Annotated in this window: 26 protein-coding genes; 15 read left to right on the plus strand and 11 right to left on the minus strand. The window is 71.0% G+C overall.

Going from position 1 to position 26405, the window contains the following annotated elements:
• The first annotated feature begins 61 nt into the window (after positions 1-61).
• Positions 62-547, plus strand: coding sequence for a cation:proton antiporter regulatory subunit (locus HLK59_RS21000; protein WP_171143026.1), 486 nt, complete (start codon positions 62-64; stop codon positions 545-547).
• Positions 548-551: 4 nt separating this feature from the next.
• A complete protein-coding gene (locus HLK59_RS21005) occupies positions 552-1769 on the plus strand; it encodes a cation:proton antiporter (RefSeq protein ID WP_171143027.1) in 1218 nt (405 codons plus the stop codon).
• An 81-nt stretch (positions 1770-1850) separates the two neighbouring features.
• Here HLK59_RS21005 and HLK59_RS21010 read toward each other — a convergent pair whose 3' ends face one another.
• Positions 1851-2258 (minus strand): MazG nucleotide pyrophosphohydrolase domain-containing protein, encoded by a 408-nt coding sequence (locus HLK59_RS21010; protein WP_171143028.1) that lies wholly within the window; start codon positions 2256-2258, stop codon positions 1851-1853.
• 202 nt (positions 2259-2460) lie between these two features.
• Between HLK59_RS21010 and HLK59_RS21015 the strand changes: the two genes are divergently transcribed.
• A complete protein-coding gene (locus HLK59_RS21015) occupies positions 2461-3447 on the plus strand; it encodes a TAXI family TRAP transporter solute-binding subunit (RefSeq protein ID WP_171143029.1) in 987 nt (328 codons plus the stop codon).
• On the opposite strand, the gene HLK59_RS21020 is transcribed toward HLK59_RS21015, so the two are convergent.
• Positions 3437-4819 (minus strand): HAMP domain-containing sensor histidine kinase, encoded by a 1383-nt coding sequence (locus tag HLK59_RS21020; RefSeq protein WP_171143030.1) that lies wholly within the window; start codon positions 4817-4819, stop codon positions 3437-3439. The two genes, HLK59_RS21015 and HLK59_RS21020, sit on opposite strands and share 11 nt — an antisense overlap.
• 9 nt (positions 4820-4828) lie before the next feature.
• Complete coding sequence (locus HLK59_RS21025) at positions 4829-5515, minus strand: response regulator transcription factor (protein ID WP_171143031.1); 687 nt, start codon at positions 5513-5515, stop codon at positions 4829-4831.
• A gap of 313 nt (positions 5516-5828) precedes the next feature.
• Between HLK59_RS21025 and HLK59_RS21030 the strand changes: the two genes are divergently transcribed.
• The 8 genes from HLK59_RS21030 to HLK59_RS21060 all read left to right on the plus strand — a co-directional run bounded on the left by HLK59_RS21030 (position 5829) and on the right by HLK59_RS21060 (position 12428).
• Positions 5829-6605 (plus strand): amino acid ABC transporter ATP-binding protein, encoded by a 777-nt coding sequence (locus HLK59_RS21030; protein WP_171143032.1) that lies wholly within the window; start codon positions 5829-5831, stop codon positions 6603-6605.
• Positions 6606-6681: 76 nt separating this feature from the next.
• On the plus strand, positions 6682-7530 hold the full coding sequence (locus HLK59_RS21035; RefSeq protein ID WP_171143033.1) for a glutamate ABC transporter substrate-binding protein: 849 nt from the start codon (positions 6682-6684) through the stop codon (positions 7528-7530).
• 97 nt (positions 7531-7627) lie between these two features.
• The gene (locus HLK59_RS21040; protein ID WP_171143034.1) at positions 7628-8296 is read left to right on the plus strand and encodes an amino acid ABC transporter permease; all 669 of its coding nucleotides are present in this window, start codon (positions 7628-7630) and stop codon (positions 8294-8296) included.
• On the plus strand, positions 8293-9240 hold the full coding sequence (locus HLK59_RS21045) for an amino acid ABC transporter permease (RefSeq protein WP_171143035.1): 948 nt from the start codon (positions 8293-8295) through the stop codon (positions 9238-9240). The genes HLK59_RS21040 and HLK59_RS21045 overlap by 4 nt, the downstream gene beginning before the upstream one ends.
• Before the next feature lie 179 nt (positions 9241-9419).
• Positions 9420-11045, plus strand: coding sequence for an FAD-dependent monooxygenase (locus HLK59_RS21050; protein WP_171143036.1), 1626 nt, complete (start codon positions 9420-9422; stop codon positions 11043-11045).
• Between the two features lie 240 nt (positions 11046-11285).
• A complete protein-coding gene (locus HLK59_RS52425) occupies positions 11286-11357 on the plus strand; it encodes a putative leader peptide (protein WP_346779785.1) in 72 nt (23 codons plus the stop codon).
• A 79-nt stretch (positions 11358-11436) separates the two neighbouring features.
• Positions 11437-11961 (plus strand): cysteine dioxygenase, encoded by a 525-nt coding sequence (locus HLK59_RS21055; RefSeq protein ID WP_171143037.1) that lies wholly within the window; start codon positions 11437-11439, stop codon positions 11959-11961.
• 95 nt (positions 11962-12056) lie between these two features.
• Positions 12057-12428 (plus strand): rhodanese-like domain-containing protein, encoded by a 372-nt coding sequence (locus tag HLK59_RS21060; RefSeq protein ID WP_171143052.1) that lies wholly within the window; start codon positions 12057-12059, stop codon positions 12426-12428.
• A 34-nt stretch (positions 12429-12462) separates the two neighbouring features.
• Here the strand turns inward: HLK59_RS21060 and HLK59_RS21065 are convergent, their stop codons facing one another.
• The 3 genes from HLK59_RS21065 to recA form a co-directional block, all read right to left on the minus strand.
• Positions 12463-13443: a sugar ABC transporter substrate-binding protein gene (locus tag HLK59_RS21065; protein WP_171143038.1), complete on the minus strand. Its 981-nt coding sequence runs from the start codon at positions 13441-13443 to the stop codon at positions 12463-12465.
• A gap of 365 nt (positions 13444-13808) precedes the next feature.
• Positions 13809-14765 (minus strand): recombination regulator RecX, encoded by a 957-nt coding sequence (recX, locus tag HLK59_RS21070; RefSeq protein WP_171143039.1) that lies wholly within the window; start codon positions 14763-14765, stop codon positions 13809-13811.
• A gap of 4 nt (positions 14766-14769) precedes the next feature.
• The gene (gene recA, locus HLK59_RS21075; protein WP_171143040.1) at positions 14770-15894 is read right to left on the minus strand and encodes a recombinase RecA; all 1125 of its coding nucleotides are present in this window, start codon (positions 15892-15894) and stop codon (positions 14770-14772) included.
• 357 nt (positions 15895-16251) lie between these two features.
• On the opposite strand from recA, the gene HLK59_RS21080 reads away from it, so the two are divergent.
• Together HLK59_RS21080 and HLK59_RS21085 are read left to right on the plus strand one after the other, a co-directional pair.
• The gene (locus HLK59_RS21080; RefSeq protein WP_171143041.1) at positions 16252-16578 is read left to right on the plus strand and encodes a hypothetical protein; all 327 of its coding nucleotides are present in this window, start codon (positions 16252-16254) and stop codon (positions 16576-16578) included.
• 131 nt (positions 16579-16709) lie between these two features.
• Complete coding sequence (locus HLK59_RS21085) at positions 16710-17120, plus strand: hypothetical protein (RefSeq protein WP_171143042.1); 411 nt, start codon at positions 16710-16712, stop codon at positions 17118-17120.
• A 12-nt stretch (positions 17121-17132) separates the two neighbouring features.
• On the opposite strand, the gene HLK59_RS21090 is transcribed toward HLK59_RS21085, so the two are convergent.
• Positions 17133-18380: an AI-2E family transporter gene (locus tag HLK59_RS21090; RefSeq protein WP_171143043.1), complete on the minus strand. Its 1248-nt coding sequence runs from the start codon at positions 18378-18380 to the stop codon at positions 17133-17135.
• A 60-nt stretch (positions 18381-18440) separates the two neighbouring features.
• Positions 18441-18635, minus strand: coding sequence for a DUF3046 domain-containing protein (locus tag HLK59_RS21095; RefSeq protein ID WP_171143044.1), 195 nt, complete (start codon positions 18633-18635; stop codon positions 18441-18443).
• An 80-nt stretch (positions 18636-18715) separates the two neighbouring features.
• Between HLK59_RS21095 and HLK59_RS21100 the strand changes: the two genes are divergently transcribed.
• Entirely contained in the window at positions 18716-19660 is a 945-nt protein-coding gene (locus tag HLK59_RS21100) for a hypothetical protein (RefSeq protein WP_171143045.1), read from the plus strand.
• A gap of 158 nt (positions 19661-19818) precedes the next feature.
• Here the strand turns inward: HLK59_RS21100 and HLK59_RS21105 are convergent, their stop codons facing one another.
• Genes HLK59_RS21105 through HLK59_RS21115 form a run of 3 tightly spaced genes read right to left on the minus strand, consistent with a single transcriptional unit; the run spans position 19819 to position 21706 of the window.
• Entirely contained in the window at positions 19819-20124 is a 306-nt protein-coding gene (locus HLK59_RS21105; protein WP_171143046.1) for an AzlD domain-containing protein, read from the minus strand.
• Positions 20121-20843 carry an AzlC family ABC transporter permease gene (locus HLK59_RS21110; RefSeq protein WP_171143047.1) on the minus strand — a complete coding sequence of 241 codons (723 nt, stop codon included), beginning with the start codon at positions 20841-20843 and terminating at the stop codon, positions 20121-20123. Before HLK59_RS21110 ends, HLK59_RS21105 begins: the two co-directional genes overlap by 4 nt.
• Positions 20744-21706, minus strand: a complete 963-nt coding sequence (locus HLK59_RS21115; RefSeq protein WP_171143048.1) for an AraC family transcriptional regulator — start codon at positions 21704-21706, stop codon at positions 20744-20746. Before HLK59_RS21115 ends, HLK59_RS21110 begins: the two co-directional genes overlap by 100 nt.
• Positions 21707-22012: 306 nt before the next feature.
• Here HLK59_RS21115 and HLK59_RS21120 point away from each other — a divergent pair, with 306 nt between their 5' ends.
• Entirely contained in the window at positions 22013-26380 is a 4368-nt protein-coding gene (locus HLK59_RS21120; RefSeq protein ID WP_240982550.1) for an ATP-dependent helicase, read from the plus strand.
• Positions 26381-26405 lie beyond the last annotated feature (25 nt).

Here is a 26405-nt window from a genome sequence, read left to right on the forward strand (position 1 = left end):
GCATGCGGACTCGGCACCCACGATCACGCTTAGTACATAGGCCCAGCACAAGGGGAGAAACGTGTCTGCACCGCGCCTGAGGGCGACGCCGCTACCAGGGATCGGAGTCCAGTACGACCTCGTGACGCGGGAACACCGCCATCTGTCCGTGGTGGCGCACCGCGACGGTGCCCGGACGGTGAGCGTGTACCGGGCCGACGACCCCGACTCCTGCGCCCAGTCGCTGCGGCTGACCGGCGCCGAGGCGGGCTCGCTGATCGACGCCCTGATGCCGTCCCACCACAGCGCGAGCCTGCTCTACACCACGGATCTGGGGCTGGTCGCCGAGCGCATCGAGGTGGCCGCGACCTCTCGCTGGAACGGGCGGGTGCTGGGCGAGACCCGGATGCGCACGGACACGGGCGCGTCGATCGTGGCGGTGCTGCGCCGGGCCGAGGCGATTCCCTCGCCGACGCCGGACTTCCGGCTGGCGGGCGGGGACACCCTGATCGTCGTCGGTACGCGTGAGGGCGTCGACGCCGCCGCGGCGATACTCGGGCGGGAGTGAACGGGTGCACTCCGCGGTCCTGCTCATCGAGTTCGGTTCCATCATTCTCGGCCTCGGCCTGCTCGGCCGGTTCGCCGCCAGGTTCCGGCTCTCCCCCATCCCGCTCTACCTCCTCGCCGGTCTCGCCTTCGGGGAGGGCGGGCTGCTGCCGCTGGGCGCGAGCGAGGAGTTCGTCTCCATCGGTGCCGAGATCGGCGTCATCCTGCTGCTGTTGATGCTCGGCCTGGAGTACTCGGCGGGCGATCTCGTCACCAACCTCAAAGCGCACTATCCGTCGGGGCTGGTCGACTGCGCGCTCAACGCCGTGCCGGGCGCGCTGGCCGCGCTGCTGCTGGGCTGGGGGCCGGTGGCCGCCGTGGTCCTGGCGGGCGTCACCTGGATCTCGTCGTCCGGCGTCATCGCGAAGGTGCTCGGCGATCTGGGCCGGGTGGGCAACCGGGAGACGCCGGTGATCCTCAGCGTGCTGGTCCTGGAGGACCTGGCGATGGCGGTGTACCTGCCCATCGTCACCGCGCTGGTGGCCGGGGCCGGACTGCTGGCGGGGAGCGTGACGCTGGCGATCGCGCTGGGGGCGGCGGGTCTGGTGCTGTTCGTGGCGGTGCGCTACGGGCGGCTGATCTCGCGGTTCGTGTCGAGCGACGATCCGGAGAAGCTGCTGCTGGTGGTGCTCGGGCTGACGATCCTGGTCGCGGGCGTGGCCCAGCAGCTTCAGGTGTCGGCGGCCGTCGGTGCCTTCCTGGTCGGCATCGCGCTGTCCGGGGAGGTCGCGGAGGGGGCGCACACGCTGCTGAGCCCGCTGCGGGACCTGTTCGCCGCGGTGTTCTTCGTCTTCTTCGGGCTGCACACCGACCCGGCGAGCATCCCGCCCGTCCTGCTGCCCGCCCTGGCGCTGGCCGTGCTCACCGCGGCGACGAAGATCGCCACGGGCTACTGGGCCGCCCGGCGCGCCGGGATCTCCGTCAAGGGCCGCTGGCGTACGGGGGGCGCGCTGGTCGCCCGCGGTGAGTTCTCGATCGTCATCGCGGGGCTCGCGGTGAGCGCCGGCATCGAACCGTCGCTGGGCCCGCTGGCCACGGCGTACGTCCTGATCCTGGTCGTCCTGGGCCCGCTGACCGCGCGCTACACGGAGCCGCTGGCGTCCTGGTGGACACGGCGTTCCGAGGAGCGTCGGACGGTTCGGGAGGACACGTCGACGGTCGCGGAGGCGTCGGTGGCGGACTGACGGACGGCGTAGGGCGAGGCACCGTGCGAGTGGCGTCGGGCGGGTGGCGTGGGACCCAGCCGCCCGACGAGCCCTCGCTCCTCAGGCGACCCCCTCCGGGGCCCACCCCTGTCTCCGCAGTACGCCCGACACATCCGGGGCCTCGTAGTGCTCCCCCTTGAGGACCTTGCCGTCGGCCCGGCGGGCGACATGGCCGTCGGGTCCCAGCTTGGTCATGTTGGAGCGATGGATCTCGGCGATCACCGCGTCGAGGTCGATGCCGTGGACCAGGGCCGTGCCGTAGGCGATATAGACCACGTCGGCGAGTTCGTGCGCGAGCCGGTCGAGCGGCCCCTCGACGGCCACCTCGGCGACCTCTGCGGCCTCCTCCGCGAGCAGCTCGCCGCGGTGGGCGGCCAGCTCCGGCGACACCGCGGTCGGCGTAGCACGGGCGTCCAGTCCGAAGGCGAGGTGGAACTGACGGACCAGGTCAGCGGGCGATGAGCTCATACGGCGACTCTACCGATCACCACTGACAGCCCGGCGGTCTCCACCGACCCCGACGGCACCCGCTCCCCTACCAGGCACCGCGCGGACACCCCCTACGACCCCGGCTCTGGCCGGCACCGCTCCCCTCCCGGCAACCCGCGCGGACACCCCCTGTGACCCCCGCCCTGGTCAGCACCGCGTCCCTGCTGGCAGGATCGCGCGCATGTCCAAGGTGTTCCCCCGTATGAGCAGGAGCCGGGCGCTGCAAGGCGCGGCCGCCGGTTTCGTGGTCTTCGGGCTGTTGCTGTGGTGGCTGCTGCCGGGCGAGGAGCCGCCGGGCGGGTCGATCTCCTTCAGCACGGGCTCACGCGGCGGGGTGTACGAGGCCTACGGCAAGGACCTCAGCGACGAGTTCGCCAAGGACATGCCCGACCTCGAGGTGGACCTGGAGACCAGCGACGGATCACAGGACAACGTCACGCGCGTGGCGACCGGCGAGGCCGACTTCGCCATCGCCGCGGCGGACGCGGTGGAGTCGTTCGCGATCGAGCATCCGGTAGAGGCCGCCCGACTGCGCGGAGTCGCACGTCTGTACGACGACTACGTTCAGCTCATCGTCCCGCGGAACTCGGACATCGACTCCCTGGCCGACCTGAAGCACAAGCGCGTCGCCATAGGGCCCGAGAAATCGGGTGTGCGGCTGATCGCCGACCGGGTGCTGCGAGCCGAGGGCATGGACCCGGCCACGGACATCAAGCCGTTCCCGTACGGCATCAAGGACGTCGAACAGCTCGGGCACACCATCGACGCGTTCTTCTGGTCGGGCGGACTGCCGACGAACGGGCTGAAGGCGCTCGCCAAGACGTCGTCCTTCAAGTTCGTACCGATCAAGGCCGACTTCGTCGCCAAACTCCACACCCAGAGCGCCGCCAACCGCTACTACCGTCCGGCCAACATCCCGGAGTCGGCCTACGACGGCCAGGACGCGTACGCCGTGCCGACCATCGCCGTGTCCAACCTGTTGATCACCCGCGAGGACCTGGACCCGCGGCTCACCGAGTGGCTGACCCGGACCGTGATCCGCAGCCGGGACGACATCGGCGGCAAGGTGCACTCCGCCCAGCTGGTCGACCTGCGCACGGCGATCTACACCTCCCCGCTGACCCTGCACGAGGGCGCGCGGCGCTACTACCGCTCCGTCAAGCCGTAGCGGCGCTGCGGGGCACGGACACCGTCACCGTCAGGCCGTGCGGTTCGTGATGGCCGTAGGAGATCGTGCCGCCGCCGGCGTGCAGCAGGGTCCGGGAGATGGACAGGCCGAGGCCGGAGCCCTTGATGTTCTGGTGGCGGTTGCTGCGCCAGAAGCGGTCGCCGATGCGGGCGAGTTCCTCGGCGGTCAGACCGGGGCCGTTGTCGGTGACGACGACGGTCGCCGTCTCGCCGTTGGAGGAGACCGTCACCTCGACGCACTCGTCCTCGGGCGTGAACTTGACCGCGTTGTCGATGACCGCGTCCAGCGCGCTGGAGAGGGTGACCGGGTCGGCCCAGCCGGTGATGGGCGGGCAGTCGCCCACCAGGCGTACGCCCTTGGCCTCGGCGGTCGGCGCCCAGGCCGCCACCCGCTCGGCGGCCAGCGCACCGATGTCGGTGATCCGCAGATGCGCGTCCGTGTGCTCGGCCAGGGCCAGGTCGAGCAGGTCGTCCAGGACCTGCGCGAGCCGCTTGCCCTCCGTCTGGACGGAGGCGATCTCCTTGTTGCCTGCCGGGAGTTCGAAGGCGAGCAGTTCGATGCGCAGCAGCAGCGCGGCGAGGGGGTTGCGCAGCTGGTGCGAGGCGTCGGCGACGAAGGCGCGCTGCTGCTCCAGGACGTCCTCGACGTTGTCCGCCATCTCGTTGAACGACCGGGCCAGGCGCTGGAGTTCCGGCGGACCGCCGGCGGCCGCGACCCGCGACTTCAGACGGCCGCTCGCGATCGCGTGCGTGGTGGCGTCGAGCACGCGCACCGGCCTGAGCACCCACCCGGTCAGCCGCAGGGCGGCACCGACAGCCACCAGCATCGCGGCCATCAGGCCCGTGCCGATGACCAGCCAGCCGTGCAGGATCCGCGAACGCATCTCCCCCGTGGGCGAGTCGGTGACGACGACCGCGACGACGTCACCGTCCCGGATGACCGGGGAGGCGACCACGAGCCGCCCCTGCTGCCAGGGAAAGATCTGCGGCGGATCCTCGCTGCGCCTGCTGAGCAACGCCTCGTCGAACGCCGCCCGCACCTCGCCGGTGTCGGGGATGAACAAGGTCATGGGGGCGTTCGCCATGATGCTCTTGTTCTGGTAGAAGACGCCGACGCGGATGCGGTAGACCTCGTAATAGCTGTCGAGTTCGCTCTGCAACGTCTTCTGGCGCTCGCCGCCCTCGCCGGTGACGTACTGGGCGAGGGCCGCGAAGTGCGCGGTGTCGTCGATCCGGTCGACGACCACTTTCTGCTGCTGGGCCGCGGCCACGCTGAAGCCGAGCGGGATGCCGAGCGCCAGCAGCACGGCCGCCATCAGGACGATGAGCAGCGGGAGGAGTCTTGTGCGCACCCGGACCCGCTACGAGGACGGGGCGACGAGCCGGTAGCCGACGCCGCGTACGGTCTCGATGAGGGCCGGCATGCGCAGCTTGGCGCGCAGGGAGGCGACGTGCACCTCCAGAGTGCGCCCGGTCCCCTCCCAACTGGTGCGCCACACCTCGCTGATGATCTGCTCCCGGCGGAAGACGACTCCGGGGCGCTGGGCCAGCAGGGCGAGCAAGTCGAACTCCTTGCGGGTCAGTTGGACAATCGAACCGTCCACACTCACCTGACGGGTCGGCAGCTCGATACGGACCGGGCCGAGGTGCAGCGCGGCCTCCGCCTCCGCGGCGGGGTCCTCGTGGGCGGTGCGCCGGCTGACGGCGTGGATCCGGGCGAGCAGCTCTCCGGTGTCGTACGGCTTCACCACATAGTCGTCCGCGCCGAGGTTGAGGCCATGGATGCGGGAACGGACGTCGGAGCGGGCGGTGACCATGATCACCGGGGTGCTGGTGCGCTTGCGGATCTTGCCGCAGACCTCGTATCCGTCCTGGTCGGGCAGGCCCAGGTCGAGGAGGACGACTCCGAAGCCGGCGCCCTCCGGGACGAGCGCCTGGAGGGCTTCCTCGCCACTGCGCGCGTGGGTGACGTCGAATCCGTGCCGTGCCAGAACCGCGGACAGAGCGGCGGCGACGTGATTGTCGTCCTCCACGAGGAGCAGTCTCATCCGGGCCTCCTTCGGTTCATCGGCCGTACGATCTGAATGAGGGCAAAAGTACGATCTGGGTGCGGACAAAAACGCGTGCACGCGCGCGCGTGCACCTTGTGAAGTCACGCCGATGGAAGAGGACGACGTCAAGTGGGTTCCGGTTGCGAGCCGCTTCCGTTACCCGGCCGATATGCGCCCTGCTCACAACTGCTACGACACGTGTCCGATTGCTATCGGATCGTGATGCTCAGATTCCCCTCAAAGGTAATGACGCAGGTCGCATGGGGTCACTACTGTCCTCCGAAACCGAGGAGGACGGAGCCCGATAGCGATGACCGAAGTATCGGTGGCCAAGGAAGATGTGGCCGCGACCGGCGAACTGGTCGTCCTGAAGAGCGTCAACAAGCACTTCGGCGCGTTGCATGTTCTCCAGGACATCGATCTCACGATCGCCCGCGGCGAGGTCGTCGTGGTCATCGGACCCTCCGGGTCCGGGAAGTCCACGCTGTGCCGGACCATCAACCGCCTGGAGACGATCGACTCCGGCACGATCGCCATCGACGGCAAGCCCCTGCCCGCGGAGGGCAAGGAGCTGGCCCGGCTGCGCGCCGACGTCGGGATGGTCTTCCAGTCCTTCAACCTCTTCGCGCACAAGACCGTGCTCGAGAACGTGATGCTCGGCCAGATCAAGGTCCGCAAGGCGGACAAGAAGAAGGCCGAGGAGACTGCTCGCGCCCTGCTCGACCGGGTCGGTGTGGCGAGCCAGGCGGACAAGTACCCCGCGCAGCTCTCCGGCGGCCAGCAGCAGCGTGTCGCCATCGCCCGGGCGCTGGCCATGGGTCCCAAGGTCATGCTCTTCGACGAGCCCACCTCGGCGCTCGACCCCGAGATGATCAACGAGGTCCTCGAGGTCATGCAGCAGCTGGCCCGCGACGGCATGACCATGATCGTCGTCACCCATGAAATGGGGTTCGCCCGTTCGGCCGCGAACCGGGTGGTGTTCATGGCGGACGGCCGGATCGTCGAGGAGGCTGTGCCGGACCAGTTCTTCAGCGCCCCACGCAGCGACCGCGCCAAGGACTTCCTGTCCAAGATCCTGCATCACTGACAGCGCGTCACGACCCGCGTCACCCGCCGCCCCGTCTCGACGGACCGCATCTCTCATCACACAAAGGATGTTCACCATGAAGCTCCGCAAGGTCACCGCCGCGGCCGCCGCTGCGCTGGTCCTCTCCCTGACCGCGACCGCGTGCGGCGGAGACGACGGCGACAGCGACAGCGCCGACTCGGGCTCCAGTGGCGGCGGGAAGATCAAGATCGGCATCAAGTACGACCAGCCCGGTCTGGGCCTGAAGGAGCCCGACGGTTCCTTCTCCGGCTTCGACGTGGACGTCGCGACGTACGTGGCCAAGCAGCTCGGCTACGACGCCGACCAGATCGAGTTCGTCGAGACCAAGAGCGCCGACCGCGAGAACGCGCTCGCTCGTGGTGACGTCAAGTTCATCGCCGCCACCTACTCGATCAACGACGAGCGCAAGGAGAAGGTCGACTTCGCCGGCCCGTACCTGCTGGCGCACCAGGACCTGCTGGTCAAGAGCGACTCCGACATCGCCGAGGGCACCGACCTCAACGGCAAGAAGCTGTGTTCCGTGACCGGCTCGACCTCGGCGCAGAACGTCCAGAAGGACATCGCCCCGAAGGCCCAGCTGAAGCAGTACAGCGGCTACTCGGAGTGCATCGCGGCCCTGCAGAGCGGTGCCGTCGACGCGGTGACCACGGACGACTCGATCCTCGCGGGCTTCGCCGCGCAGGACAAGTACAAGGGTCAGTTCAAGCTCGCCGGCCTCAAGCTGAGCAACGAGAACTACGGCATCGGTGTCAAGAAGGGCGACACCGCGACCACCGACAAGATCAACACCGCGCTCGAGAAGATGGTCAGCGACGGCGCCTGGGACACCGCCGTCAAGGACAACTTCGGTCCGGCCGACTACAAGAACGAGCCCGCCCCGAAGATCGGCGTGATCGTCAAGTAACACCGGGATCCACTGGCGCGCCGCCGCCCGCCGCGATCAGGGCGGCGGCGCGCCGCGCCCCTCCACGTACCCCAGACACCCGGAAGCGCGGGAGATCGTGTTCGACTTTCTTGATGGTTACGACGTCCTAGGGGCGTTCTGGATGACGGTGAAACTCACCGTCCTCTCCGCCCTCGGCTCCCTGATCTGGGGCACCCTGCTGGCCGCGATGCGGGTCAGCCCGGTCCCGTTGATGCGCGGGTTCGGCACCGTCTACGTGAACATCGTCCGGAACATTCCGCTGACGGTGATCATCGTCTTCAACTCGCTCGGTCTCGCCGACGTCTTCGGCGTGACGCTGGGCGCGGCGGACGACTTCGACGTGCAGGGCTTCCGGCTGGCCGTTTTCGGCTTCATCGCCTACACCGCGGCCTTCGTCTGCGAGGCGATCCGCTCCGGCATCAACACCGTGCCCGTCGGACAGGCCGAGGCGGCCCGTGCCATCGGGCTGAACTTCAGCCAGGTCCTGCGGCTCATCGTGCTGCCGCAGGCCTTCCGCGCGGTCATCGGTCCGCTGGCCAACGTACTGATCGCCCTGACGAAGAACACCACCGTCGCGGCCGCGATCGGTGTGGCCGAGGCGGCCCTCCTGATGAAGACCATGATCGAGAACGAGGCCCAGACGCTCGCCATCGGCGCCGTCTTCGCCTTCGGATTCGTGGTCCTGACCCTGCCGACCGGCCTCTTCCTCGGATGGCTGAGCAAGCGACTGGCGGTGAAGCGATGAGCTCCGTTCTGTACGACACTCCCGGCCCCCGCGCCAAACGGCGCAACGTCCTGGTCTCGGTGGTCTTCTTCCTCCTGCTGGCCCTCCTGCTGTGGTGGATCTGGCAGAAGATGGACGACAAGAACCAGCTGGAGTGGGACCTCTGGGAACCGTTCACCACCGACCAGGCCTGGTCGACGTATCTGCTGCCGGGACTCGGCAACACACTGAAGGCCGCGGCCCTCGCCATGGTGATCGCCCTCCCGCTGGGCGCCTTCTTCGGCATCGCACGCCTCTCCGACCACCGCTGGGTACGCGGCGCGGCCGGCACCGTGGTCGAGTTCTTCCGGGCCATCCCGGTGCTGCTGCTGATGCTGTTCGCCAACGAGTTCTACGTCCGCTCCACCGACATCAGCAGCGAGCAGCGGCCCCTGTACGCGGTCGTCACCGGCCTGGTGCTCTACAACGCCTCCGTCCTCGCCGAGGTCGTCCGGGCCGGCATCCTCTCCCTGCCCAGGGGCCAGACCGAGGCCGCCTACGCGGTCGGCCTGCGCAAGGGCCAGACGATGACCAGCATCCTGCTGCCGCAGGCCGTCACCGCGATGCTGCCGGCCATCGTCAGCCAGCTCGTCGTCATCGTGAAGGACACCGCGCTGGGCGGTGTGATGCTCGGCTTCCCCGAGCTGCTCAACTCGCGCCAGACGCTGGCCGCCAACTACGCCAACGTCATCCCCAGCTTCATCGTCGTCGCGATCGTCTTCATCGTCGTGAACTTCATCCTCACGAGCTTCGCGAGCTGGCTCGAACAGCGGCTGCGGCGCAGCAAGAAGAGCACGGGCGCGGTTCTCGGCGCCGAGGACATGGAGGAGCTCAACCCGGCCGCGGTCGGTGGCACCTTCGGGACCGGTGGTGAGGGTGGTGGCCTGCCGGGCACCGGGACCTACACCGACCGAAAAAAGCTATAACTGACGGTCAGTCAAGCAGCGTGCACCCTACGGAGGCAGTGGCATGATCGCCACTGCCTCCGTCACTTGACGCAAGCACCGGCAATGGGTTGCATACGTTCTGTGATCGTGCACCCTGCTCCAACCTCCTGTTCACATACGTCTCTCGGGACGCCCTCACGGGCAGGGGGCGCCGCGTCGTGGACCCGGTGATCGTCGTCGGAGCGGGGCCCGTCGGGCTCACGCTCGCCCTCGCGCTGGCCCGCCAGGAGGTGCCGTCCGTCGTCCTGGACGAGGGTCCCGGCAAGGACGAACCGCGTCCCGCCCGCACCGTCGTCCTGCGCGAGGACACCGCCGCCCTGATGGAACGTCTGACCGGCGTCCCGCTCTCCGAGGCCGGCTGCCGCTGGGCCGGATGGCGGTCGTTGCGCCGCAAGCAGGTGATGCGCGAGGTCACCTTCGACGGCACCTCCGAGCACGCTTCGGGCGAGGCCGGGCCCGCGCCCCTGCACATCGCCCAGCACGTGCTGACCGGCGCCCTGCGTGCGGCCTGCGCCGAGGCGCGGCTGGTCAAGGTCTGTGTGGACAGCCGGCTCGACACCGTCGAGCAGGAGCCCTCCGGTGTCACCGCCCACACCCGCGGCACCAAGGGCACCTGGTGGCGCGGCAGTCACCTGGTCGGCTGCGACGGCCCGCGCTCGACGGTACGCAAACTCCTCGACATCCGTTTTCCCGGCCGTACGGCGGTGGAGCGGCACGCGGTCGCCGCGCTGCGCACGGAACTTCCGTGGGAGGACGAAGCGTTGCTCCATCGGATGCCGCCGTGGCGGACGTCCGGACCCTCTGCGGGGGAGGTCACCGGACGCCCCCTCCCCGACGGCGTCTGGCGCCTCGACTGGCTGCTGCCACCCGGCAAGGACCTGGTCACGCCCGAACTCCTGGTGGCCCGGGTCCGGGAGACCCTCGCCGGCTGGACGGGCGGCCCGACACCGCCGTACGAACTCCTCGACACCGGCGTGCACACCGTGCACCACCGTCTCGCGCGCCGCTGGCGGGCCGGGCGGGTGTTCCTCGCCGGGGACGCGGCGCATCTGCTCGGCGCGCTCGGCACGCAGGGGCTCGACGAGGGGCTCAGGGATGCCGACAACCTCGCCTGGAAACTGGCCCTGGCCTGGCATCACGGGCCGCACGAAGCGTTGCTCGACAGTTACCAGGCCGAGCGGCGCGCGGTCGTCGCCGCCCGGCTGCGCGCCGCCGACCAGGCCCTGCCGCTGGTGCGTGGCGGCGGAGGGCTGCGGGCCGTCGTCCCGGGTTCCGCGCGGGGTCACGACGCGCTGCTCACGGACGGTCACCTGGGGCGCGGGGCGCTCGGTGCGCCGGGGGCGTACGCCACCTCGCCGCTCGCGCCCCGGCATCTGGAGGCGGAGGTCCCGGTGGACACCGCGCCGGGTGCGCCGGTCGCCGATGTCCGGGTCACCGCCGAGGACGGTTCCTTCGTACGGCTGCGGGACCGGCTCGGGCGTGGGGCACTGCTCGTGGTGCTGATCGCGCCGGGCACCGGGGTGTGGGAGCGCAAGCACTGGGTGGGCGCCGGGCTCATGCCCCGCCTCGCGGCCGCGGTGACGGCGCTGCCGCATCCGGCCGAGCTGCTGGTCGCGGAGAGCTATCCGGGCGCGGCGGCGCACAGTGTGCTGCTGGTACGGCCCGACGGTCACCTGGTGACCGCGCTGAACGGCGTGCGGCCGGCCGATCTGTACGCGGCCGCCGAGGCCACGCTGGGCGGGCCCGCGAAGACGGAGGCGGAGGCGGGAGCGGGGGCGCGCTGACGGCGCCGGGGAGCTCGTGCGGGAGCGGAATCCCGCTCGCGTCGACGGTGTCGGACGGCTCGGGCCGCGGTCGTCGCGGGGTCGGGTCCGAGTGGTGCGGAAGGCTCGGCCCGAGCTCACGGGGCCGAGCCGCGCGGGCCCTCGCCGCCGTACGTACCGTCACCGTGAGGTCCACATAGTGACAGTGAGTTGACCGGCCTGCACCGCCATGGTGTACTCCGGATCGTGACCGACACCTGCGTGCACCTGTGGCGGAGGGTCCATATGGACCTCGTCCGCTATGCGGGCTGCGTGTGTCGCGAGTCCTGCTGAATTCGCATCTCTCTTCTCCAGCGCGCGCCTCTTCGGTGCTGCCGCGCGCTTCCCGCGAACGCTCATCAGGACGGTGCCCGTGTCTGTCTCCCCTTCTGTGTCCGCCGTTTCCACGCCGACGCAGGCGGAACTCCTCGATTTCGTACGGCGGACCGCCGCCGACGCCCAGCTGATCTCCTCGCTCCCGCTCGACCCCGAGGGCCGCACCTGGGTGCGCCTGGAGGGGCCCGGCGGCAGCGAGGCCTGGCTGATCGGCTGGCCGCCCGGTACGGGCACCGGCTGGCACGACCACGCCGAGTCCGTCGGCGCCTTCGTGACGGCTTCCGGTGAGCTCAAGGAGAACTCGCTCACCGCGCGGCTCCCCGCGGACGGCTGGAAGACCCTGGAACTCACCGAGGGCATCGACCGGGAGCGGCGGCTTCCGGCGGGCAAGGGGCGCTCCTTCGGGCAGCACCACGTCCACGAGGTGCTCAACGAGTCCACCGCCGAGCACGCGATCTCCGTCCACGCCTACTACCCGCCCCTGCCGCAGATCCGCCGCTACAGCCGCACCGGGCACGTGCTGCGCCTGGAGCACGTGGAGCGCCCGGAGGACTGGCAGTGACCGGAGGACCGGCAGTGAGTGGCTCGGGCACGCGCGAGGAGCGGCGGGCGGGCGTTCCCGGCGACGGCGACGGCTCGGGGGAACTCCCGGTCGGCATCGACGAGTTGCTGGAGCGGGTCCGCGAGGGCTACGAGCGGATCGAGGCACGCGAGGCCTACGACGCCGCGCGGCGCGGGGAGGCGCTGCTGGTCGACATCCGCTACGCCGCCCTGCGCGAACGGGACGGACGGGTGCCCGGCGCCCTCGTCGTCGAGCGCAACGAGCTGGAGTGGCGCCTCGACCCGCGGGGCAGCCATCGCGCCCCCGAGGCCACGGGGCACGACCTGCGTGTCGTGGTGATCTGCAACGAGGGTTACGCCTCCAGTCTGGCGGCCGAGTCGCTGCACCGGCTGGGGCTGCGCCGGGCCACGGACCTGGTGGGCGGGTTCCAGGCGTGGCGGGCCGCGGGGCTGCCCGTGGCGTCGTAGGGGCGGGGCCACGGCCGCCTGTGGTGGCGGAGTCTCAGTCGATCTCTGGGTCGCAGTAGAGCGGGGCCGTGTCGGCGCTGCCCTTGGTGACCAGGCGGACCCGGGTCGTGGCGACCTTGGCACCGCCCTCGACGTCTTCGCCCCGCAGCAGGGCGAGGGTGTTGTCCACCGCCAACTCTCCGGTGTCCGCAGCCGAGTTGGCGACCGTGGCCGCGAAGCGTCCGTCCTTCAGCGCGGCCAGGCCCTCGTCGGTGCCGTTGACGGTCACGATCCTGACGTCCTCGGCGCCGGCCGCGTCGAAGGCCTTGCGGACGGCGAAGGCCATCTCCTCGTTGGCGACGAAGGCGTAGTCGAGGTCGGGGTGGGCCTGGATCATGCTCTCGGCGACCTTCCCGGCCTTGCTGGGGTCGAACATGCCGGGCTCGTTCGCGACGACCGTGGCGTTGGCGGGCAGAGCGTCCTTGAAGCCGCCCACCAGCAGGTCGGAGGCGGCGCCGGGCGCACCGGCGACGATGCCGACCTGCACGCCCTTCCCGGCGGCGTCCCTCGCGATCCAACGGGCGTCCAGGGCGCCCACGTTCTTCAGGTCGACGACGACGGCTCCGAGGATGTCGGAGGTGTCGTCGGGGACGATCGAGGTGAGGAAGATCGGAACACCGGCCTCCTTCGCCTTGGCGATGTCGTCCTTGAGGGCATCGACGTCGACGGTCTGCACGATCAGCGCGTCCACGTGCCGGGCGATCATGTCCTTGATGTTCGCCAACTCGGTGTTGGCGTCCTGCCCGGACTCGGCCGTGTGGATCAGGGTGGTGTTGTTGGCGGCGGTGTCCTCGACGGCCTCCTGCAGACAGCGGTGGAAGCGGGTGGAACCGCCGTTGACGAACCCCAGCGTGATCGTGCCGTCGAGCGACTCTCCCGAGTCTTCGCCCCAGTCGAGGCCACAGCCGCTCAGGGCCAGGCTGCCTCCGAGGACGGACGCGACCAGCGCCCTGCGGGCGCGGGCGGTTCTGGGCATGGCGGGGCCACCTTCCGGACGTACCTGTGCGGGTTCGGCTCACCGACCGGCTCCGGTGAGACGGCGGCAGAAGAGGCGCACGGGTACGGACGGCCGCGCGACGGCAGCAGACGGTACCGGCGGGCGGGGAAGGCTCACCCCTCGTGGAACGCAAGGTAAGGCTGCGCCGGCTGAGCGGTGACGCCTGGACACGGAAGCCGTACCGGACGGGCACCTGTGCCGACGGCGTCGACCCTCTGTCGGTGCCTTCGCGGCCCTCGGAAGCCTTCGCAAGCCCGAGGCCTGGCCCAAGCCCGAGTCCCAGCCCAGCCCAGCCCCGGCACACGACCTGGCCCCAACTCCCCGCCGAACTCAACCCGCGGGTCTCAGAACCCCTCGTCCTGGAGGAACTCGGCGTCCTCGCCCTCCTCTTCGAGCGCCTGCCGGACCACCCTCAGAGCCATGCCCTCGGGGTACCCCTTGCGGGCGAGCATGCCCGCGAGGCGGCGCAGGCGCTTGTCGCGGTCGAGGCCACGCGTGGAACGCAGCTTGCGGGCGACGAGGTCGCGCGCGGTCTCTTCCTCCTGCTCGGAGTCGAGCTGCGAGACGGCCGCGTCGATCAGCGTGGAGTCGACGCCCTTGGTGCGCAGTTCCTGGGCGAGGGCGCGCCGGGCGAGTCCCCGGCCGTGGTGCCGGGACTCCACCCAGGCCTCGGCGAACGCGCTGTCGTTGATCAGCCCGACCTCCTCGAACCGCGACAGCACCTCCTGCGCCGCCTCGTCCGGGATCCCCTTCTTGCTCAGGGCGTCCGCGAGCTGTTTCCGCGTACGCGGGGTCCCGGTGAGCAGGCGCAGACAGATAGCCCGTGCCCGCTCGACCGGGTCCCCTGAAGACTCCCCCTGCTCGGCCCTCGACGAGGAGGGGGCGCCTTCGTCCGTACCGGACGGCTCCCCGCCGCGTCGCTGTCGACGCCCACGGGAACCGCCCTCGCCACGGGCGGCACGGCCCCCACGGGAGCCACCGCGCCCACGGCGGGAGCCTCCGCCTGACGGCACCGAGCCGTCGCCCGGCCCGTCGTCGTACGGCGCGTCATGGCCGTACGGCTGTCCGGCACGGTAGTCGCCGTCGTCGCCGTACGTTCCCCCGGCGCCGTACGAGCCACCGCTGCCGTACGACGCGGCGCGGCCGTGTCCCCCGTCCGCACCGCGCCCCGCATCGTCCCTGTACGCATCGTCCCCGTACGCATCGCCGCCCGGTCCGGAGGATCCCCCGTCGCCTGCCCCGCCCCGCTCGCGCGGAGCGTCCTGGTAGGCGTACTCGGCCCAGTCGGTTCGTCGTGTCACGGGATCAGCTCTTGGCAGCCGCGGCCTTGGGCTTGGCGGCCTTGGCCGCCGGTGCCGGCACCGTCTTCGCGGCGTCGTCCGCGGAGGTGGCGCCCGCCGCGTCCGCGCCCGGCTCGGCGGTCGGCTCCTGCGGTCGTACGCCGACGCCCAGCTTCTCCAGGATCTTCTTCTCGATCTCGTTGGCCAGGTCGGGGTTGTCCTTCAGGAAGTTGCGCGCGTTCTCCTTGCCCTGGCCGAGCTGGTCGCCCTCGTACGTGTACCAGGCGCCGGCCTTGCGCACGAAGCCGTGCTCCACGCCCATGTCGATCAGGCCGCCCTCGCGGCTGATGCCGTGGCCGTAGAGGATGTCGAACTCGGCCTGCTTGAAGGGCGGCGCGACCTTGTTCTTGACGACCTTCACGCGGGTGCGGTTGCCGACCGCGTCCGTGCCGTCCTTCAGGGTCTCGATGCGGCGGATGTCGAGCCGCACCGAGGCGTAGAACTTCAGCGCGCGGCCACCGGTCGTGGTCTCCGGGGAGCCGAACATCACGCCGATCTTCTCGCGGAGCTGGTTGATGAAGATCGCGGTGGTCTTGGACTGATTGAGGGCGCTGGTGATCTTCCGCAGCGCCTGGCTCATCAGACGGGCCTGGAGGCCGACGTGGCTGTCGCCCATCTCGCCCTCGATCTCCGCGCGCGGGACGAGCGCGGCGACGGAGTCGATGACGATGAGGTCGAGGGCGCCGGAGCGGACCAGCATGTCCACGATCTCCAGGGCCTGCTCGCCGTTGTCCGGCTGGGACAGGATCAGGTTGTCGATGTCGACGCCGAGCTTCTTCGCGTACTCGGGGTCGAGGGCGTGCTCCGCGTCCACGAACGCGACCTGGCCGCCCGCCTTCTGCGCGTTCGCCACCGCGTGCAGCGTCAGCGTGGTCTTGCCGGAGGACTCCGGTCCGTACACCTCCACCACGCGGCCGCGCGGCAGGCCGCCGACGCCGAGGGCGACGTCGAGCGCGGTCGACCCGGTCGGGATGACCTCGATGGGCTCCATCGACCGCTCGCCCATGCGCATGACCGCGCCCTTGCCGAATTGCCGTTCAATCTGTGCGAGAGCGGCATCCAGGGCCTTCTCGCGGTCGGTTCCTGCCATGGGTTCCACCCGGTTTGCTTGAGTCGATCGCTTCACGTCAAAGACGCTAACGCCTGCCACTGACAATGCGCCCCGACGCCCGTCCAGCCTGTGGATAACTAGGGGACTTCTCGACCGAAACCGTGCGGAAATCCCCGCCGAGAGTCTCGCCGGAGCTTCTATAAGAATGGATGTTCGATTTTTGTGTCAAGCGCACCACGCGGCACTTCCGGGCGTATGTGTGGGGGCGTTGTGAAGCCGGCTCTACAGGGCAGAACACGCCGGGGCAGGCCCATGGGCGGCGCTGCCCTCACAGGCCGAAGCGGTCCGGGAGGGCGAGACGGGAGTGCAAGTGGACGAGGCGCGTGCCGGCAGGTCGTGGACTTCGCCGACATGGAGTACCCGCGGATGGAGTACCCGCGGACCTTCCGCAGCGCCGCGCCCGACGATCGGGACGGCACGCACTTCGCCCTGTTCCACGCCCATCACCCGCTGGTCGCCTTCGTGGCCGAGCGGCGCTCCTGGTACGTCCCCGACGCGTTCCTGGACCCACCCGCCCGGGCCGCCACCCTCACCGGCTTCGGCTTCGCTCCCCTGGCCAGGTCACAGCTCCTGCTCCCGCTCCACGAGGCGGACACCTCCGCCCTGACCGTCGGACCGTCGGGGAGTGGCAGCACATCAGGTACTGGCGACCGGACACCGTAGGCGAGGTGCTCTTCAACTCCTGGGACCGACAAGGGCGACCGGGGGTCCCGGCCGACGTGCTTCCCACGGCGTACCGCCGGTGTCTCCACCTGGACGACGACGGGACGGACGCCCCGCGCGAGTCTGTGGACATGGAGACCACGAAGAGCACCCGAGAGTCCGTGAAGCCCCCGGGGGAGAGCACCGCGTCGGCACGCCCTCCCGCTGTCACCGCCGCACTCGCCGCCCTGCTCCTGCTGGCCGCGTCCATAGTCGGCCAGATCGCCGCCGGCGCGGACTACCCCGTCGTCCCACCGGGCCTCGTCATTCCGCTGGTGGCAGCGGGCCTGCTGTTCTGGCGCGTGAACCGCTGGACGACCGGGCTCGCTCTCACGGTCGGCCTGTTCATCGGCACGGGCGCGTTCCTGACTCCGAACACCGGCGACCACCTCTCGTCGGGGGACACCGCGCTCGTCGTCTCGACCGGTGCCGAGATCATCGCCCTCGCCGGGCTGGTCGTCGCAGGTGCCGTCGCCACGCTGCGAAAGGCCACGAGGGCCTGACCGGCACGCCTCTCAGGAGGAGTCGTCCGTCGAGTCCCGCTCCCCGGGCCGCCTCGTCCACAGCGCACGCGCGCGCGTGAAGAGGTTGGACTCCGACAGACGGTGACCGTGGACCCGGGGGTCGTCCGTGACGTCGTACCGCTTCACATACGCCCCCAGGAACGCCTGGAGCGTCGCGACCGCGGGAATGGCGATCAGCGCGCCCACCGCACCGAGAAGGGCGGTACCGGCGATGACCGAGCCGAAGGCGACGGCGGGATGGACGTCGACGGTCTTCGAGGTCAGCTTGGGCTGCAGCACATAGTTCTCGAACTGCTGGTAGATCACGACGAAGATCAGCACCCACAGCGCGTACCAGGGGTCGACCGTGAAGGCGATCAGCATCGGCAGGGCGCCCGCGAGATACGTACCGATCGTCGGGATGAACTGCGAGACCAACCCCACCCAGACGGCGAGCACGGGCGCGTTGGGCACCGCCAGGGCCTGGAGCAGGATGTAGTGCGCGACACCGGAGATCAGCGCCATCAGACCGCGCGAGTACAGATAGCCGCCGGTCTTGTTGACCGCGATCTCCCAGGCCCGCAGCACCTCCGCCTGCTTGGCGGGCGGCAGGACCGAGCAGAGCGCACGGCGCAGCCGCGGGCCGTCCGCGGCGAAGTAGAACGAGAACAGCGCGATCGTCAGCAGCTGGAAGAGTCCGCCGAGAACCTGGGCGGACACGTCCAGGACGCCGGTGGCGCTGTTCTGCACGTAGTTGCGCAGCCAGTCGGAGCGCAGCAGCCCCTCCTGCACGTCCACCCGCTTCAGATCCGTGTGGAAGTGCGTGTTGATCCAGTTGATGACGGAGTCGATATAGGCGGGGAAATCCTCGACGATCTTGATGATCTGGTTCGCCAGCATGGTGCCGAGCAGGGTGACGAAGCCCGCGGACACGACCAGCACGGCGAGGAAGACGAGGAAGGTACCGAGCCCCCGGCGCAGCCCGCGCGAGGCCATCCAGCTCACCGCCGGTTCGATGGCCAGGGCCAGGAAGAACGCGATGACGATGTTGATCAGCAGCCCGGTGAGCTGGTGGAAGGCCCAGGTACCCAGCTGGAAGGTGGCGTAGAGGGCGAGCGTGAGCACCACCGCGCGCGGCAGCCAGCGTGGCATACGGGAGTTCGCCCCGGCAGGACCGTCGGCCGGAGGCCGGGTGGGCGGCGTCGTCCCGAACGGGGACGCGTGCTGGGGGACCTCGTCGGTCTCGTCGGTGGGGGCCACGGAGCAAGTTTCGCCCACATGGCCGACAATCCGCTGCCCCCGTCCGATCTTAGTGACCGGTCAGCGCTGTTCTTGTGGCACGTTCATGACGCTGCACACCACACGCCACACGTCCTTGGCCTCCCAGCCACCGTCCAGCGCCTCGTACACGGTGCGCCCGCCGAGCTCCGCCATGACATGGTCACGCGCGAAGGTGTCGGCGGAGCCCGGACCGAAGTGCTCCGCCATCCGCTCCCAGAAGACCGTCAACCGCATGACACCAGTATCCCGCCCCTGAGAGTGGGCCTCGGCCGGGACCGCTTGCCGAGAACGCTTTCCGTCCTACGGTCTGACGCATGGCCGAAACAGGAGCTTCCCCACTCCCCCCGACGCCCCCGGCGCACTCCCCGCTCTTCCGCGCCGAGCACTTCGTCTGGCTCACCGCGCGCGTGCTGGAACAACGCCTCTTCGCACACCACTTCCTGCACGGGAACGCCGACCCGGTGGAGACCGCGCTGGACGCCTACCGCAACGAGGACGGCGGCTACGGCCACGCCCTGGAGCCCGACCTGCGCGGCCCGGTCAGCCAGCCGCTGCACGCCGGTCACGCGCTGCGCGTCCTGGACGCCATCGGCCGCTGCGGCGGACAGCGCGTGGAACGGGTGTGCCGCTATCTGACGTCGGTCTCCACCCGGGACGGCGCCCTGCCGGCGATCCGTCCCGGCCAGCGCGGCTATCCCGCGGCTCCGTTCATCCCGATCGTGGACGACCCGCCCAGCGAGCTCCTCGCCACCGGCCCGGTGGTGGGCCTGCTGCACCGCAACGAGGTGTGGCACGCGTGGCTGTTCCGGGCCACGGACTTCTGCTGGCACGCGGTCGAGTCCCTGCGGGAGTCGCACCCGTACGAGGTGCGGGCCGCCGTGGCCTTCCTGGACTCCGCTCCCGACCGTCCCCGCGCGGAGGCGTCCGCCGACCGGCTGGGCCGCCTGGTGCGCGAGCGCCGCCTCGCGGCACTGGACCCGGAGCGCCTGGACACCTACCCGGTGTCGCCCGGTTACGCCCCGGGCGAGCTCCACTTCCCGCACGACTACGCGAAGTCACCGCACTCGCTCGCGCGCGCGTGGTTCACGGACGAGGAGATGGAACGCTCCCTGGACTTCCTCACGGGCGAACAGCAGGAGGACGGCGGCTGGCCGATCCGCTGGCGCCAGTGGACCCCGAGCGCGGCCCTGGAGGCACGCTCCATAGTCACGATCGATGCGCTACGGACCCTGAGGGCATACGGCCGCTCGATCGGCTGACCCCGATGCGAGGCCCCGCCCGGTCAGCTGACCCCGATGCGACGGCCCGCCCGGTCGACTGAGCTCCTCATGCCGGCCCGCTCCGTCGGCTGACCCCGACACGCCGGCCCGCTCGGTCGACTGAGCTCCACGCGCCGGGCCCGCTGCGCCACCGATCCTCACCCGATGGCCCGCACACCCGCCGTCACCACCACAGCCGCCGTGACAACGAGCAGGAAGGGGGCGCGCAACACCAGCGCGAGCGCGGCCGCCGCAAGCCCCGCGACCCTGGCGTCCAGCACGAGGTCGTGCCCGTCGGCGAAGGTCTGCTGAGCCGTGAGCGCGGCAAGGAGGGCGACCGGCAACAGGGCGGCGAGCCGCCTGACGAGAGGCCGCTCCAGGGCGCCCGCGGGAACGAGCAGCCCGACAAGCTTGACGACGTAGCAGCCGAGCGCGGTGACACCGATGGCGATCCAGACGTTCACCGCTCGTCCCCCTGACGACGTCCCTGGACCCACAGCACGAGGGGCGCCGCGAGAGCGGCCGCCAGGACGGGCACTCCAGCGGGCAGAACAGGCAGCAGACCGAGCCCCAGCAGGACGGCGAGCCCGGCGACGGCACGCTCGGTGGCGGTCGTGAGCATCGGCGCGAGCAACGCCAGGAACACGGCGGGCCCGGCCGCGTCGAGGCCCCACGCGTCCGTGTCGCCGATCGCCTCGGCGCCCAGCGCACCGAGCAGAGTCGTGAGGTTCCACAGCACGTACAGGCTGAGCCCCGTTACGGCGAAACCGATGCGCACACTGCGCCGGGTGGGCTGGGCCAGCGCGACGGCCGCCGTCTCGTCGATGACCCACTGCGCGGCAAAGGGCCGCACCGCGCGCGGAAGGGCGAGCAATTGCGAAAGCCGCAGCCCGTAGAAGGCGTTGCGCACACCCAGGAAGAACGCTCCGGCTGCCGCGGTGAGCGGGTTGCCACCGGCGGCGAGCGCCCCCACGAGCGCGAACTGGGACGCCCCGGTGAACACCAGGAGGCTGAGCGCACAGGTCTGCAGCAGGGTGAGCCCGCTGCCCGCCGAGGTCACCCCGAAGGCGAACCCCGACAGTCCTACGGCGACCCCGACCCCGAGGGCGTCCCGTACGACGGCGGCGTCCGGCTTTCCTCCGTCGTCGGCGCGTGTGTCTGGGAGTGCTGTCTGTTCTGCCACGCATCGGACGGTAGGACCAGCCCCCGCCCACCGTCTTGTACGTTCTTGCGCTCGCGCTGGTACGCCCCGGGAGGCACCCCGACGATCCGGGTGAAGTGCCGGTTCAGATGCGGCTGGTCGGTGAACCCCACCGCGATGGCGGCCTCGGCCGGAGAGATCCCCGAGTCCAGCAGCCTCCGGGCCCGCCGCACCCGCGCATCGGTCAGCCAGGCATGCGGCGGCATCCCGTACGCGTCCCGGAAGGCCCGTAGCAACGCGAACGGACCGGCACCGAGCTCCACGGCCAGCCGCTCCAGGGTCGGCGGCGCGACCATCCGCTCCTCCAGCACACCACGCGCCCGTGCCGCGACCCGCGCCCCCGCCGTCCGCACCTCCCGCTCCGGCAACGTCCCACCGTTGAGCCGCAGCAACCGCGTCACGGCAACCCGCAGCAACGTGTCGGCGGCCAGCGCGTTCCCCTCGTCCGCGGCCCGCAGCACCTGATGCACGAGCCCGGCGGCATAAGGATCGTCGAGAACCGGACTGACGAACCCCGGGGTCCCACGAATGCCCGTGGTCTCACCAGCTATCTCCGCCACCAGCTCGGGCGACGGATACACCGCCCCGTAACGCCACCCCTCGGGCACCCCCGCCCGCCCGGTATGAGCGGTGTCAGGATTGACCAGCGCAAGCGAACCGGCGCCCGCGTACCGATCGGCCCCCCGGTAGTGAAAGACCTCCACACCGTCCGCGATGGCGGCGATCACGAAGTTCTCATGGGTGTGCCGCACAAAGTTCTTCCGCACATACCGGGCCCGCAGCAGATCGACCCCCGGCAACTCGGCGTACTGCCAGTGCCGCGCCCGCTCACGAGAACCCACCATGGAGCCATTGTCCGCCTGGCCACGCACCCCCGCGGCGCCGCGCTTGCGCAACGGCGAGCGGGGGACGTACCGGGGGGGCCGCCCGCAGCGTCGGGCGCCCGACCCACCTCGCCGCTCCAGCACACCGCACCGCCCGACCGAGGACGGACACCTCCCGGTGCGGCACCGACCCACAACGAACCGCACTGCACGACGCACACCCCCACAGAAGCCGCCACGGGCCGCCGCAGGCAGACAAGACGCGCCCCAACCGGCGGAAACCGCAGGTCAGACCCGAATGTCAGTACCCGGGTGCAGGATGGACACATGGTCAGCGACGCACGCCGAGCCCTGGACGGCTTCTCCCCCGCCACCCGCGGCTGGTTCACGGGCGCCTTCGACGCGCCCACCGCGGCCCAGGCAGGCGCGTGGAACGCCATCAAGGAGGGCTCCGACGTCCTGGTCGTCGCCCCCACCGGCTCCGGCAAGACCCTGGCCGCCTTCCTGGCCGCCCTGGACCAGCTGACCTCCACACCCCCGCCCGCCGACCCGCGCAAGCGCTGCCGGGTCCTCTACGTCTCCCCCCTCAAGGCCCTCGCGGTCGACGTGGAGCGCAACCTCCGCAGCCCCCTGACCGGCATCCGCCAGGAATCCGTCCGCCTCGGCCTCCCCGAGCCCGAGGTCAAGGTGGGCATCCGCTCCGGCGACACCCCCGCCGCGGAGCGCCGCGCCCTGGCCACCCGCCCTCCGGACATCCTGATCACCACCCCGGAGTCCCTGTTCCTGATGCTGACGTCGGCCACCCGCGACGCGCTGACCGGCATCGAAACGGTCATCCTCGACGAGGTGCACGCCGTCGCGGGCACCAAACGCGGCGCCCACCTCGCCCTCTCCCTGGAGCGCCTCGACGAACTCCTCCCGAGGCCGGCCCGCCGCATCGGTCTCTCCGCGACTGTGCGCCCGGTCGACGAGGTCGCCCGCTACCTCTCCCCTCACCGCAAGGTGGAGATCGTCCAGCCGAAGTCCGGCAAGGAATTCGACCTGTCCGTCGTGGTCCCCGTGGAGGATCTCGGCGAACTGGGCGGCTCCCCGGTGGCCGACGGCACAGAGGGAGCGGAACGCCCCTCGATCTGGCCCCATGTAGAGGAACGCATCACCGACCTCGTCCAGTCCCACCGCTCGACGATCGTCTTCGCCAACTCCCGGCGCCTGGCGGAACGCCTCTGCAACCGTCTCAACGAGATCGCCTACGAACGGGCAACAGGCGAAACCCTGGACGAGCACCACGCCCCCGCGGAACTCATGGGCGGCTCAGGCGCGGCCCAGGGCGCACCCCCGGTCATCGCCCGCGCCCACCACGGCTCGGTCTCCAAGGAACAGCGCGCCCTCGTCGAAGAGGACCTCAAGGCGGGCCGCCTCCCCGCCGTGGTCGCCACCTCCAGCCTCGAACTCGGCATCGACATGGGCGCCGTCGACCTGGTCGTCCAGGTCGAGTCACCCCCTTCCGTGGCCTCCGGCCTCCAGCGCGTGGGCCGCGCGGGCCACCAGGTAGGCGCGGTCTCCACGGGCGTGGTGTTCCCGAAGTACCGAGGCGACCTGGTCCAGGCGGCCGTGGTCACCGAACGCATGCGCACCGGCTCGATCGAGTCCTTGAGGGTCCCCGCCAACCCCCTCGACGTACTGGCCCAGCAACTCGTCGCGATGACGTCGATGGACACCTGGCAGCTGGACGACCTCCTCGCCATGGTCCGCCGAGCCGCCCCCTTCGCCTCCCTCCCCGACTCCGCCTTCACCGCGGTTCTCGACATGCTCGCCGGCCGCTACCCGTCCGACGCCTTCGCGGAGCTGCGCCCGCGCGTGGTCTGGGACCGGGTCGCCGGCACGATCACCGGCCGCCCCGGCGCCCAGCGCCTCGCCGTCACCTCCGGCGGCACGATCCCCGACCGCGGCCTCTTCGGAGTGTTCCTCGCCGGAGCCGACCCGAAGAAGGGCGGCGGAAGGGTGGGCGAGCTCGACGAGGAGATGGTCTACGAGTCACGAGTCGGCGACGTCTTCACACTCGGCACCAGCTCCTGGCGCATCGAGGACATCACCCGCGACCGCGTCCTGGTCTCCCCCGCCCCCGGCGTCCCGGGCCGGCTCCCCTTCTGGAAGGGCGACCAGCTGGGCCGCCCGCTCGAACTGGGCCGCGCGGTCGGCGCGTTCCTCCGCGAGGTCGGCTCGCTCCCCAAGGACAAGGCCCGCACCCGCCTCCTCGCGGCGGGCCTGGACACCTGGGCGGCCGACAATGTCCTGGCGTACCTCGACGAACAGCGCGAGGCGTGCGGCCACATCCCCGACGACCGCACGATCGTCGTGGAACGCTTCCGCGACGAACTCGGCGACTGGCGCGTGGTCGTCCACTCCCCCTTCGGCGCCCAGGTGCACGCCCCGTGGGCCCTCGCCCTGGGCGCCAAGCTCTCCGAGCGGTACGGCATGGACGCCCAGGTCATGCACGCGGACGACGGCATCGTCCTGCGGCTGCCCGACGCCGACCTGATGGGCCTGGACCTGCTCGACCAGGAACCGGCCAGGCTCGGCACGGAGTACGACGCGGACCAGGCCCCCGTGGGCGCCGCGGACGTCGTCTTCGACAAGGGCGAGGTCGACCAGGTCGTCACCGAGCAGGTCGGCGGATCGGCCCTGTTCGCGTCCCGCTTCCGCGAGTGCGCCGCCCGCGCGCTCCTGCTGCCGCGCCGCAGCCCGGGCAAACGCACCCCGTTGTGGCAGCAACGCCAGCGCGCCGCCCAGCTGCTCCAGGTGGCGAGCGAGTTCGGCTCGTTCCCGATCGTCCTGGAGGCGGTCCGCGAGTGCCTCCAGGACGTCTTCGACGTTCCCGGTCTCGTCGAGCTGATGGGCGACCTGGAGTCCCGCAAGGTCCGTCTGGTCGAGGTCACCACCCCCGAGCCGTCCCCCTTCGCCCGCTCCCTCCTCTTCGGATACGTCGCCCAGTTCCTGTACGAGGGGGACTCACCGCTCGCCGAGCGTCGCGCGGCGGCCCTGTCCCTGGACTCCCGCCTGCTGGCCGAACTGCTCGGCCAGGCGGAGCTGCGCGAACTGCTCGACGCCGAGGTGCTGGCCGAACTGGAACAAGAACTCCAGTGGCTCACCGAGGACCGTCGGATCAAGGACGCCGAGGGCGTCGCGGACCTCCTCCGCCTCCTGGGCCCCCTCACGGACGCGGAGTTGGCCGAGCGGGGCGCGGAGAAACCGTGGGCGCAGGAACTCGCCCGGGCTCGGCGCGCGATCAAGGTCCGTATCGCGGGCATCGACCGCTGGGCGGCGATCGAGGACGCCGGCCGCCTGCGTGACGCACTGGGCACAGCTCTGCCGGTCGGCGTGCCCGAGGCCTTCACGGAGCCGGTCAAGGATCCGCTCGGCGACCTCCTCGCCCGCCATGCCCGCACCCACGGCCCGTTCACCTCGGCGACCGCGGCGGCCCGGTTCGGCCTCGGCGTGGCGGTCACGGAAGGCGCGTTGCAGCGCCTCTCCGCGAACGGACGTGTCGTGCAAGGCGAGTTCCACCCGGCGGGCATCGGCCAGGAGTGGTGCGACGCCACCGTACTGCGCCGTCTGCGCCGCCGGTCCCTGGCCGCCCTGCGCCATGAGTTGGAGCCGGTGTCCCCACCCGCCCTCGCCCAGTTCCTGCCCCAGTGGCAGCACATCGGCAAGGGGCACGGTCTGCGCGGCATCGACGGACTGGCGCGCGCGGTCGAGCAGTTGCAGGGCGCCTCCGTGCCCGCCTCCGCCCTGGAGAAGCTGGTCCTGCCGTCGCGCGTCGCGAACTACACCCCGGCGATGCTGGACGAACTCACCTCCGCGGGCGAGCTGGTGTGGGCCGGTGCGGGCTCCCTGCCCGGCAAGGACGGCTGGGTCTCCCTCTATCTCGCCGACGCGGCGCCCCTGCTCCTGCCACCACCGCACCCCTTGGAGCTGACGGCGCTGCACGAGTCCGTACTGACCGCCCTCTCGGGCGGCTACGGACTGTTCTTCCGCCAGATCACCGACCAGGTCCGCGCGACCACCCACCCCGACGTCACCGATCCCCAACTCGCCGACGCCGTCTGGGACCTGGCCTGGTCCGGCCGCCTGACCAGCGACACGCTCACGCCCATGCGCTCCCTGCTGGGCTCAGGACGCACGGCCGGCTCCACGGCCCACCGCGCCAAACGCACGGTCCCGCGCGGCCGCTACGGCTCCCTCACCGCCGCCGCCCGCCCCGCCTCCCGAACCGGTCCGCCCACGGTCGCCGGCCGCTGGTCTCTGCTGCCCGGCCGGGAGCCCGACCCCACCCTGCGGGCCCACGCGCTGGCCCGCACCCTCCTCGACCGGCACGGTGTGGTGACCCGGGGCGCGGTCTCCGCGGAAGGCGTCGAGGGCGGCTTCTCGGCGACGTACCGCATCCTGTCCGCCTTCGAGGAGACGGGCCAGGCCCGCCGCGGCTACGTCGTGGAAGGCCTCGGCGCCGCCCAGTTCGCCATGGACGGCGCGGTCGACCGCCTCCGCGCGGTGGCCAACGCCCGCGAACGAGAAGAGGGCCTGCCGGGCACCGGCTTCGGCACCCCCGGCGCGCAGGATGACTTCAAGGCACCCCCCGCCGACGACTTCGCCGACTTCGACTGGCTGGACGAGGCCCCACGCTCCCCCGGCGACTAGATCTCCCCACGCGACCTCGCCTCAC

Source organism: Streptomyces sp. S3(2020) (assembly GCF_013044505.1).
Classification (GTDB): Bacteria; Actinomycetota; Actinomycetes; order Streptomycetales; family Streptomycetaceae; genus Streptomyces.

Excerpts from the sequence above, each read along its gene's own strand:
- HLK59_RS21085 (WP_171143042.1), top strand. The coding sequence starts at position 16,710 with ATGGAGACCACGAAGAGCACCCGAGAGTCCGTGAAGCCCCCGGGGGAG.
- HLK59_RS21120 (WP_240982550.1), top strand. The coding sequence starts at position 22,013 with ATGGTCAGCGACGCACGCCGAGCCCTGGACGGCTTCTCCCCCGCCACC.
- HLK59_RS21095 (WP_171143044.1), bottom strand. The coding sequence starts at position 18,635 with ATGCGGTTGACGGTCTTCTGGGAGCGGATGGCGGAGCACTTCGGTCCG.
- HLK59_RS21045 (WP_171143035.1), top strand. The coding sequence starts at position 8,293 with ATGAGCTCCGTTCTGTACGACACTCCCGGCCCCCGCGCCAAACGGCGC.
- recA (WP_171143040.1), bottom strand. The coding sequence starts at position 15,894 with ATGGCAGGAACCGACCGCGAGAAGGCCCTGGATGCCGCTCTCGCACAG.
- HLK59_RS21065 (WP_171143038.1), bottom strand. The coding sequence starts at position 13,443 with ATGCCCAGAACCGCCCGCGCCCGCAGGGCGCTGGTCGCGTCCGTCCTC.
- HLK59_RS21025 (WP_171143031.1), bottom strand. The coding sequence starts at position 5,515 with ATGAGACTGCTCCTCGTGGAGGACGACAATCACGTCGCCGCCGCTCTG.
- HLK59_RS21010 (WP_171143028.1), bottom strand. The coding sequence starts at position 2,258 with ATGAGCTCATCGCCCGCTGACCTGGTCCGTCAGTTCCACCTCGCCTTC.
- HLK59_RS21030 (WP_171143032.1), top strand. The coding sequence starts at position 5,829 with ATGACCGAAGTATCGGTGGCCAAGGAAGATGTGGCCGCGACCGGCGAA.
- HLK59_RS21100 (WP_171143045.1), top strand. The coding sequence starts at position 18,716 with ATGGCCGAAACAGGAGCTTCCCCACTCCCCCCGACGCCCCCGGCGCAC.
- HLK59_RS21115 (WP_171143048.1), bottom strand. The coding sequence starts at position 21,706 with ATGGTGGGTTCTCGTGAGCGGGCGCGGCACTGGCAGTACGCCGAGTTG.
- HLK59_RS21015 (WP_171143029.1), top strand. The coding sequence starts at position 2,461 with ATGTCCAAGGTGTTCCCCCGTATGAGCAGGAGCCGGGCGCTGCAAGGC.
- HLK59_RS21035 (WP_171143033.1), top strand. The coding sequence starts at position 6,682 with ATGAAGCTCCGCAAGGTCACCGCCGCGGCCGCCGCTGCGCTGGTCCTC.